This window comes from Terriglobales bacterium (genome assembly GCA_035457425.1).
Classification (GTDB): domain Bacteria; phylum Acidobacteriota; class Terriglobia; order Terriglobales; family Acidobacteriaceae; genus JACPNR01.
Map to the genome: position 1 here is coordinate 49,335 of DATIBR010000089.1, position 9,200 is coordinate 58,534.

Below are 9,200 nucleotides of genomic sequence, written 5' to 3' on the forward strand. Positions count from 1 at the left end.
TGCAACCGGAGTAGCTGAAGGTTGCATCACAACCGTCTCGTAAGCCTTAACCCCTGGGAGCTTACCGCCTATGAAGCGCCGTATCCTGCTGGTCGACGACGAACTGGCAATCCTGCTCACGTTGAAAGCGATCCTGGAGATCAACGGCTTCGAGGTCGAGACCGCCACCTCCGCCAAGGAAGGCATCGGCAAGATCAAGGCGGCGACCTTCGACATGGTCATCACCGACATGAAGATGGAGAACGAGCGCTCCGGCTACGACGTGGTGCGCGCGGCCAAGAAGGCCGAGTACCGGCCGGCGACCGCCATTCTGACGGCCTATCCCACGCTGGGCCACGACTGGAAGCAGGAAGGCGCGCAGTCCATGCTGGTGAAGCCGATGAACACCGAGGACCTGCTGCGGCAGATCGAGGTCATGCTCATCCAGCACGCCGACCACAAGGCCAAGGCCGCGAAGGCCTCGGCGAAGGCGGCGGCGCGCGTCGCGGAGAACGGCGCCAAGAACAAGGCCGAGATGAAGCGCGCGGTCTAGACGGAAGATTCGCAGGCGTCCGCCGCGATGCGGCGGACGTTTTCTTTTGCGCCTGGAAACACGGAGAGCGCGTCCGCGGGACGCGCTCTCACACACTCCTACACGCGGGATGGAAAGCCTCGCCGCGCGGCGCTTACGACGCGGCGCCGGCCGCGCTCGCCGAGGTGCCGCGCTTTCCCTGGAAGCATTCGCGGCAGTACACCGGGCGCCCCTGCGTCGGCTTGAAGGGGACGGTGGTCTCCTTGCCGCAGTTCGAGCAGGTCGTGCGCGTCTCGACCTTCTGGTAGTTCGAGCCGGAGTTCAGACCGAGGGCCGACGCGCGCTTTCCCTTGCAGGCCTTGCAGCGCTTGGGCTCGTTCTTGAATTGCTTATCGTGGAAGAACAGCTGTTCGCCGGCCGTGAAAACAAAATCCGCACCGCAGTCCACGCACTTCAGAGTCTTGTCCTGGAATTCCATCGGGAACCCTACCTCCCCCTGATCCCTCCCTCCGGCGCTCTGCGGCGCCAGTGAGGGTCCACGCTCCCCTGGGTTCGGCCCTCGCGCTCTTTGGCGCGTTCACTGCTGACGGCTTACGACTGCGGTATGAAAAGCGAACGGGCCGCCGCCCGAAAGCAGCGGCCCGCCGAGTTAGTCTTGCTCCTTGCGAGCTTTCTTACGATTGCGCTTGCGCGCCAGCGCTTCCTTCGTCCGGCGCTTCTCGCCCGGCTTCAGGTAGAAGCTGTGACGCTTCACTTCCTTGATGATGTCTTCCTGCTGCACCTTGCGCTTGAAACGGCGCAACGCGTTCTCAAGGGGCTCACCTTCTTGCACTCTGACTTCTGCCAACTAAAAAACACCCCTCTTCCGGCCCTGATGGACTCGTAAGTTATTGCAACGTTTACTTCCTAAGTCAAGTTTAATATGGCTCGGTTCAGTCTGTCTGGTGGCCCAGGGAATGAGTGAGGACTTCGGCCGTGAGGCGAAGTGACCCGGGGGCTGGCTTGGCTGTGGTAACGAATCCAGCCCGGCACTGACGTGCCGGGCTGGATTCTCAAACCCTGAAACCCCTTTCCCCGGCACTGACGTGCCGGGCTCGATTCTCAAAACCTCACCTTCACCCCGAACTGCACCTGTCGGGGCGCGTACGCGTTGGTGGGCGAGAGGAAGTCCTGGCGTACCTCGTATTGCGCCGGGTAGGCCGTGCCGCCCTGCACGTTGCGGCCGAAGACGAAGCTCCCGGCCGAGTTCTGGAAGGCGTTATCGCTGATGACCATGCGGTCGTTGCGCCGGTTCATCACGTTGAACGACTCCGCCAGCACGTCCATGGTCAAGCGATCGCCCAGGTGGAGCCGCCGGGTGAGGCGCAGGTCCGTGGTCAGGTACTCGGGGCCATAGAAGGCGTTGCGGGACTGGCCGGGGAGGCGGTCGTTGGAGCTGTTGGTGTCGCGGTTGGGGTCGCTCAGGACGCGCGCGTTGAAGGGCCGTCCGGAGCCGTAGGTCACGGTGCCGGCGATCGTCCAGTCGTTGAACAACTTCTTCAGCAGGGGATTCTCGCGGTCAAACGGTTTCGGCTCCCACACCCAGGCGGCGACCGCGCGATGCCGCTGGTCGATCGAGCTGACGCTGCGTTCGGCGCGGGGAGCGGCGGCGTTCTGCACCGCGGGCGGCGCGGCGAAGGGCGCGTCCTGGCCGTCGTCGATGGCCTTGGCCCAGGTGTACGACAAGCGGAAGAAAAAGCCATTGCGCATCCGGCGTCGCGCCGAGACGGTGAGCCCGTGGTAGACGCTGGAGACCGCGCTCTCGAACTGGTCGATGGCGCCGAGCTGCGGGATCGGACGCGTGATGTCGTTGATGCAGGGCGGCGAGAAGTAGGGCGGATTGTATGGACAGCTGAGCGACGGCGTCGTCTGCCAGCTCGCGAACGACGCCACCGTAAAGTACTCGCCGGTGAAGTTGCCGGCCGAGTCGTACACCGGGTAGGTGAGGAAGTCCGGTGGGGGCAGGTTGACGTCGCGCGTGCGCATCAGGTGCGTGCCGTGGACGTAGAGGTACGACGCACCCAGCGCGATCTCCTGCCAGGTCTCCTTCTCGGCCGTGAGCGACGCCTGCTGCACGTAGGGCGTCTGGAAATCGCCGGCGAAGGCCGAGATCTCGCTCTCCAGCCTGCCGGTGAATCCCGGCGGCGGCTCGCAGCGCGTCGCGGTCGGCGCGCAGGCGACCAGCGGGTCCGGATACGCCGGGAACAGCGCGTGGTCGAACGGGTCGGCGTTGTCGAGGAACAGGTGCGTCTGCTTCAGGCCGTTGTCGGTCTCGACCGCCGAGGTATAGATCTGCGGAATGCGCGTATAGAAGATGCCGTAGCCGCCGCGCACGACCAGGGGGTCCTGTTCGCCCAGCGAGAACGCGAACGCCGCACGCGGCGCCACGTTGTTGGCGTCCACGGGGAGCTTTCCGGAGCCTGGCCACAGCGGGTTCGGCTCCAGCGCGCCGGTGTTGAACGTCTGCAGGTCCCAGCGCACGCCGAGCGTGAGCGCCAGATGCGAGTTCACGCGGATGTTGTCCTGCGCGAACAGCGAGAACTCGCTGGTGTCGGGATGCGACTCGAGCGCGCCGAAGTTCTGCACGTAGAAGCGCGGCACGCCGTGGGCGTACGCGCGCAAGGGCGAGATGCGCATGCCGAAGGTCGCCGGCGCGAAGGTCCACGGGTTCACGCGGATGGTGTCGAAGATGTACTCGCCGCCCGAGAGCGAGGGGAAGAAGTTCTCGATGCGGGCGAAGATGACGTCGCCGCCGAACTTCCAGGTGTGGCGCGCGGTGTCGAGCGAGAGCGTCTCGGCGAGCTGGAACTTATGCTCGCGGGTGCGGCGTGGCAGGATGGTCGAGCGGCCGAAGCCCTCGGTCACCTCGTCGATGCGCGTGAGGATGTCGCTCGTGTTGGCCGCCGACTGCTGCAGGTCGCGCGCGAACTGCACGCGCAGCAGGCTCACCAGCCGGCCGGGCAGCGCGCTGTTGAGCGAGAGCGTGGCGCTCTCGGTCGAGACCTCTTCGGTCCCGTTGTTGGAGAGCCCGTGGTACGTGACCGGGCTGGCGGGGTCGAAGAACACGTTGTTGGCGCCGTAGTAGCGCGAGGTGTTGATGCGGCCGGCCAACGCGTGGCGCGGCGAGAGCGTGTAGTCGAACTTGGCGAAGGCGGTGTTGCCCAGCAGGTCGGAGCCGAAGTCGCCGGCGAGCTCGCTGGTGAGCTGGTCCGCGGTCGCGAACACCAGCGCCTGGTCGGTGCTCTCGTAATCCGCCGGCTTGGGGACGAGGACGCTCTGCGGCCCGGCGGGGTCGAGGAACCGGACGCTCACCGGCGTGCGGTAGTCGTGCAGGTCGGCGCCGAGCATGAAGTACGCGCGGTCGCGCAGGAGCTTGCCGCCGAGCGTAAACCCGAACTGGTGCTGGTGGTCGGGCGGCTTGTCCCCGACGAACGGGTTGCGCGCGCCGAAATCCGAGGAGCGCAGGTAGTAGAACGCGCTGCCGTGGAGCTGGTTGGTGCCCGACTTCGTCACCAGGTTCACGACCGCGCCCGACGAGCGGCCGTACTCCACGCCGTACGTGTTCGACGAGACACGGAACTCCTGCACGACCTCGCTCGAGAGCTGGTAGGGCGCTCGGTAGCGGCCGCGGGCCTGGCCGAAGAACGAGTTGTTGTTGTCGACGCCGTCGACGAGGAAGGTGGAGTGATAGCCACGCACGCCACCGAAGGCGAGGTCGCCGTTCCACGACGAGGTCAGCCCGCGCGGGTCCTGGGTGACGCCCGGGGTGGTGAGCGCGAGGTCCTGCCAGCGCCGGCCATTGAGCGGCAGTTGCTCGATCTCCTGCGTCCCGATGACGGTGGTCAGCCCGCTGGGCGCCTGCTCGACCGCGGTCGCCTCGGCGGAGACGTCCACCGTTTCGTTGGCGCCGCCGACGCGGAGCGCGAATTCCAGCTCCACGGTCGCGCCGACCTCGGCGTGCACGCCCTCGCGCGCTTCCGCCGCCATCCCGGGGGCCTCCGCGCGGACGATGTAGTCGCCCGGGGGCAGGAAGGCGAGCACGAATCGCCCGTCGGCGCCGGTCGAGGCCGCGCGCGCGTGCCCGGTGTCGGCGCGCCGTGCGGTGACGGTCGCGCCCGCGATGACGGCGCCAGTCGGGTCGCGCACGACGCCGCGCAAGCCTGCCGTAGCGGCGTCCTGGGCAAGCGCGGCCGTGCCGATGCAAAGGAACACGAGGGCCCAGCGCATGGGAGACACCCCTGCTGTGCGTACCAAAGGGCCGCTTGGCGGATGGCGTAGTATCCGGGCGGCGGGGTCGATCTCCTGTGGCGGTCGTCACAACCGGTTGTGACGCCTGTCGGCCAAAGCCGGCCGTTCGCGCTGTGTTACCTTGCTTGGCTTAGGTTGGCATCATGATCCGCAGCTACCAGGGCGTGACCCCGAAGGTCCCGAAGTCGTGCTACGTCGACGAGTCGGCGCAGGTCATCGGCGACGTCGAACTCGGTGAGCACGCCTCCATCTGGATGAACGCGGTGGTGCGCGGCGACGTCTTCGCCATCCGCATCGGGGCGCACTCCAACGTGCAGGACTGCTCGGTGCTCCACGGCATGCGCCACAAGTACGGCGTCACGCTCGGCGAGTACGTCACCGTCGGGCACTCGGTCACGCTGCACGGCTGCACCATCGGAGACCGCTGCCTCATCGGCATGGGCTCGGTCATCCTGAACAACGCGCACATCGGCGCAGGGTCGATCATCGCGGCCGGCACCGTGATCCCGGAGAACGCGGTGGTCGAGCCGAACTCGCTCTGGATGGGCGTCCCCGGCAAGTTCCGCAAGAAGATCGACGACGCCGCCACCCAGGAGACCATCCTGCGGTACGCGAACAATTACCTGGAGTACAAAGAGCAGTATCTTCGTGAGATAGGAAAGTAGATGGCCGACGACCGACGACCGAAGGCCGACGACTCCTCCGGCCAACGACCAAAGACCAAAGACCAACGGCCGCAGCTAAGGGCGGTCCGCGGCACCCGCGACCTGCTGCCGCCGGAGACCGCGCTGTGGAACTTCGTCGAGGCGGCGGCGCGTGACGTCTTCCGCGCCTACAACTTCCACGAGATCCGCACGCCCATCCTCGAGGATCTCGGCCTCTTCCAGCGCTCGGTCGGCGAGGAGACCGACATCGTCGGCAAAGAGATGTTCGCGTGGGAAGACCGCGCGCGCGCCGAATCGGAAAAAGGCCAGATGCTCGCGCTGCGCCCCGAGAACACGGCCGGCGTGGTGCGCGCCTACATCGAGCACAAGCTGTGGGAGCGCCCTGGCCTGACCAAGCTCTTCTATATGGGCCCGCAGTTCCGCCGCGAGCGCCCGCAGAAGGGCCGCTACCGCCAGTTCTACCAGATCGGCGCCGAGGTCATCGGCCCGAGCGCCAACGGCTCGGAGTCGCCCGCGGTCGACGCCGAGGTGCTCGAGTTGCTCGCCACGCTGCTCGACCGGCTCGGCATCTCCGGCTGGACGCTGGAGCTCAACTCCGTGGGCTGCGCCGCCGACCGCGCCAAGTTCAATGAGGCTTTGAAGAAGGCGCTGAGCGGGGTCGTAGAAAAGATGTGCGCCGACTGCCGGCGCCGCGCCGTCACCAACCCGCTGCGCGTCTTCGACTGCAAGGTCGAGGCCGACCAGCCCGTCATCGCCAAGCTGCCGAAGATCTCCGAGTACCTCGACGAGCCCTGCCGCGCGCACTTCGCCGAGGTGCGCGCCATCCTCGACGCGGCCGGCGTGCCCTACACGCTCAACGACCGCCTGGTCCGCGGCCTGGATTACTACACGCGCACGGCGTTCGAATTCACGCACGGGGCGCTGGGCGCGCAGAACGCCATCCTCGGCGGCGGGCGCTACGACGGCCTGAGCGAGATGCTCGGCGGACCCTCCGCGCCCGGCATCGGCTTCGCCATCGGCGAGGACCGGCTGGTGATGTCGCTGGCGGAATCGGCCGACGCCAGCAGCATCGTGCGCAAGCCCGACGCCTACATCGCGCCGCTCGGCGCCGGCATGAACCGGGAAGCGGCGCGGCTGGCGCGCGAGCTGCGCCGCCACGACGCCGTCATCGAGATGGGCGACGAGGGCTTCAAGCTGAAGAAGTCCATCGAGACGGCGGTGAAGCTGGGCGCGCGCTACGTCGTCATCGTGGGCGAGAACGAGGTGAAGTCGGGCGAGTTCGCCGTCAAGCACCTGGAGAGCGGCCAGCAGCGCAACGTCCCGCGGGCGGAGCTCGCGGGGTTCGTCACGCACCCCGCGCCATGAACGCGCGCACGAAAACATTTGAACCACGAAGGACACGAAGGTTCCCGAAGGCCTGGGTGACTTGATCCGTTCGTGTTCCTTTGTGGCCTTCGTGGTTCAAGGTTTTCTCCGTGTCTGCGCGCCTCCGTGGTGAGATTCGGAGCCCATCCGTATAATCGGAGTTTCGACTCCACACGGCGAACCTCACAGAGAATGCAGCTCGACTACCTCGGCGAACTTCGACGGACGCACACCTGCGGCGCGCTGCGCGGCTCCGACGCGGGCAAGACCGTCACGCTCATGGGATGGGTGAACCGCCGGCGCAATCTCGGCAACCTCATCTTCCTCGATTTGCGCGACCGCACCGGCCTCACGCAGGTCGTCGTGCGCTCCGACCAGAAGGAGCTGTTCGAGAAGGCCGGCGAGCTCGGCAACGAGTACGTGGTCGCGGCGACCGGCGAGGTCCGCATCCGCGAGAGCGTGAACGACAAGATCCCGACCGGCCAGGTGGAGGTCATCGCGAGCGAGCTGCGGCTGCTCAACGTGGCGAAGACGCCGCCGTTCTCGCCCGCCGACGCCGTCCTGCCCAACGAGGACACGCGCCTCAAGTACCGCTATCTCGACCTGCGCCGCAACGAGATGCAGGCGAACCTCGAGCTGCGGCACAAGGTCGCGCTCGCCATCCGCAACCATCTTTCGCAGCAGGGCTTCTTCGAGATCGAGACGCCGTTCCTCACGCGCTCGACGCCCGAGGGCGCGCGCGACTTCCTGGTGCCCAGCCGCGTGCACCACGGCTCGTTCTACGCGCTGCCGCAGTCGCCGCAGCTCTTCAAGCAGATTCTTATGATCTCGGGCTGCGACAAGTACTTCCAGATCGTGCGCTGCTTCCGCGACGAGGACCTGCGCGCCGACCGCCAGCTCGAGTTCACGCAGATCGACCTGGAGATGAGCTACCCGCAGCAGGAGCGCGTCTTCGAGGTGGTCGAGGGATTCGTGGCCGCGGCGTGGCAGGCCGCGGGCGTCACGCTGAAGACGCCGTTCCCGCGCATGACCTACGACGAGGCCATGCGCCGCTACGGTTCCGACAAGCCCGACCTCCGCCTGCCCGCGCTCACCGACGTGAAGGACGCCTTCGCCGCCGCGGATCTGGAGAAGCTCGGCATCGCGCCCGAGTTGCCGGTCGTCGCCATCCGCATCCCGAAGGTGGGCGAACTCTCGCGCAAGGAGCGCGACGAGATCGAGCCGCTGTTCAAGCCGGGACAGGCAAAGCTCTTCGACGACTGGAAGCGCCTGGAGAAGAATTTCCCCGAGGCGGCGACGAAGATTAAAGAGAAACTGCGCGCCGGCGGGTCGCCGGCGCCTACCCAGCATGGTGGGGTAGCGGCCGGCGACCCGCCGGCCAGTGCGGACGACCTCATCGTTCTCGTCGCGGGCGACGCCCAGGCCGCGGCGAAGGAAGGGAAGCAGGCCGACCACGCCGTCTACGGCGCGGCCGGGCTGTTGCGCGTCGCGCTCGGCCAGAAGTACGCCGCGAAACACGGCGCGTTCGCCGGCGGGCTGAAAGACCCGAACAGCTATCGCTGGACCTGGGTCACCGATTTCCCGATGTTCGAGTGGGACGAGGAAGAGAAGCGCTGGAACGCGGCGCACCACCCGTTCACCTCGCCGCATGAGCGCGACATGGAGAAGGTGCTGGAGCAGAAGGATCTGGCCACGGTCCGCGCCAACGCCTACGACATCGTGCTCAACGGCATGGAGCTGGGCTCGGGCTCGATCCGCATCCACCGCCAGGACGTGCAGCGGCAGATCTTCCGCGCGCTCGGCATGTCGGAAGAGGAGGCGCGGCAGCGCTTCGGCTTCTTCCTCGAGGCGCTGGAGTACGGCACGCCGCCGCACGGCGGGATCGCGCTCGGCCTCGACCGCATCGTTATGCTGCTGGCCGGCGGCGAGAGCCTGCGCGAGGTCATCCCGTTCCCCAAGACCGCCAAGGCCGTGGACCTGATGGTCGACGCGCCGACACCGGTGAACGAGCAGCAGCTCAAAGAGCTCGGGATCTCGGTCAAGAAGTCGTAGTTCTCACCACGGAGGCACGGAGACACGGAGGTTTTCTTCCGTTTTTCTCCGTGCCTCAGTGTCTCCGTGGCGAATGATTATCGTTTGCGCGGCTTCTTGGCCGGCTTCTTGGCGGCTCTTTTCTTGGCGGGCGCGGCGGCCTTTGCCGGCATGACGCCGAGGCCGATGGCGACGGGGTGCCGCGGCTCGTAGAGGCCCATCTCCAAACCGCCGGGGAGCTCGATGGCGGTGACGCGTCCCCAGCCGGCGGTGGTGATGCCGCGCGGGAACTTCGCGCCCTTCTTGGTCAGGTCGGCGACGGTCTTCTCGATGTTGTCGCA

At 66.9% G+C, this 9,200-nt stretch carries 8 protein-coding genes; 4 read left to right on the forward strand and 4 right to left on the reverse strand.

What is annotated here, in order from left to right; genetic code table 11:
- The first annotated feature begins 70 nt into the window (after nt 1-70).
- Nucleotides 71-532: a response regulator gene (locus VLA96_06805; GenBank protein ID HSE48902.1), complete on the forward strand. Its 462-nt coding sequence runs from the start codon at nt 71-73 to the stop codon at nt 530-532.
- A gap of 133 nt (nt 533-665) precedes the next feature.
- Here VLA96_06805 and VLA96_06810 read toward each other — a convergent pair whose 3' ends face one another.
- The 3 genes from VLA96_06810 to VLA96_06820 all read right to left on the reverse strand — a co-directional run bounded on the left by VLA96_06810 (nt 666) and on the right by VLA96_06820 (nt 4,777).
- A complete protein-coding gene (locus VLA96_06810) occupies nt 666-989 on the reverse strand; it encodes a zinc-ribbon domain containing protein (protein ID HSE48903.1) in 324 nt (107 codons plus the stop codon).
- 171 nt (nt 990-1,160) lie between these two features.
- A complete protein-coding gene (gene rpsU / locus VLA96_06815) occupies nt 1,161-1,343 on the reverse strand; it encodes a 30S ribosomal protein S21 (GenBank protein ID HSE48904.1) in 183 nt (60 codons plus the stop codon).
- Between the two features lie 269 nt (nt 1,344-1,612).
- Nucleotides 1,613-4,777, reverse strand: coding sequence for a TonB-dependent receptor (locus tag VLA96_06820; GenBank protein ID HSE48905.1), 3,165 nt, complete (start codon nt 4,775-4,777; stop codon nt 1,613-1,615).
- Between the two features lie 164 nt (nt 4,778-4,941).
- Here VLA96_06820 and VLA96_06825 point away from each other — a divergent pair, with 164 nt between their 5' ends.
- The 3 genes from VLA96_06825 to aspS all read left to right on the forward strand — a co-directional run bounded on the left by VLA96_06825 (nt 4,942) and on the right by aspS (nt 8,880).
- Complete coding sequence (locus VLA96_06825) at nt 4,942-5,463, forward strand: gamma carbonic anhydrase family protein (protein ID HSE48906.1); 522 nt, start codon at nt 4,942-4,944, stop codon at nt 5,461-5,463.
- The gene (gene hisS / locus VLA96_06830) at nt 5,464-6,828 is read left to right on the forward strand and encodes a histidine--tRNA ligase (GenBank protein ID HSE48907.1); all 1,365 of its coding nucleotides are present in this window, start codon (nt 5,464-5,466) and stop codon (nt 6,826-6,828) included.
- Between the two features lie 192 nt (nt 6,829-7,020).
- Entirely contained in the window at nt 7,021-8,880 is a 1,860-nt protein-coding gene (gene aspS, locus VLA96_06835) for an aspartate--tRNA ligase (GenBank protein ID HSE48908.1), read from the forward strand.
- A gap of 77 nt (nt 8,881-8,957) precedes the next feature.
- Here the strand turns inward: aspS and VLA96_06840 are convergent.
- The coding region (locus tag VLA96_06840) for a hypothetical protein (protein ID HSE48909.1) at nt 8,958-9,200 on the reverse strand (243 nt) is incomplete at its 5' end.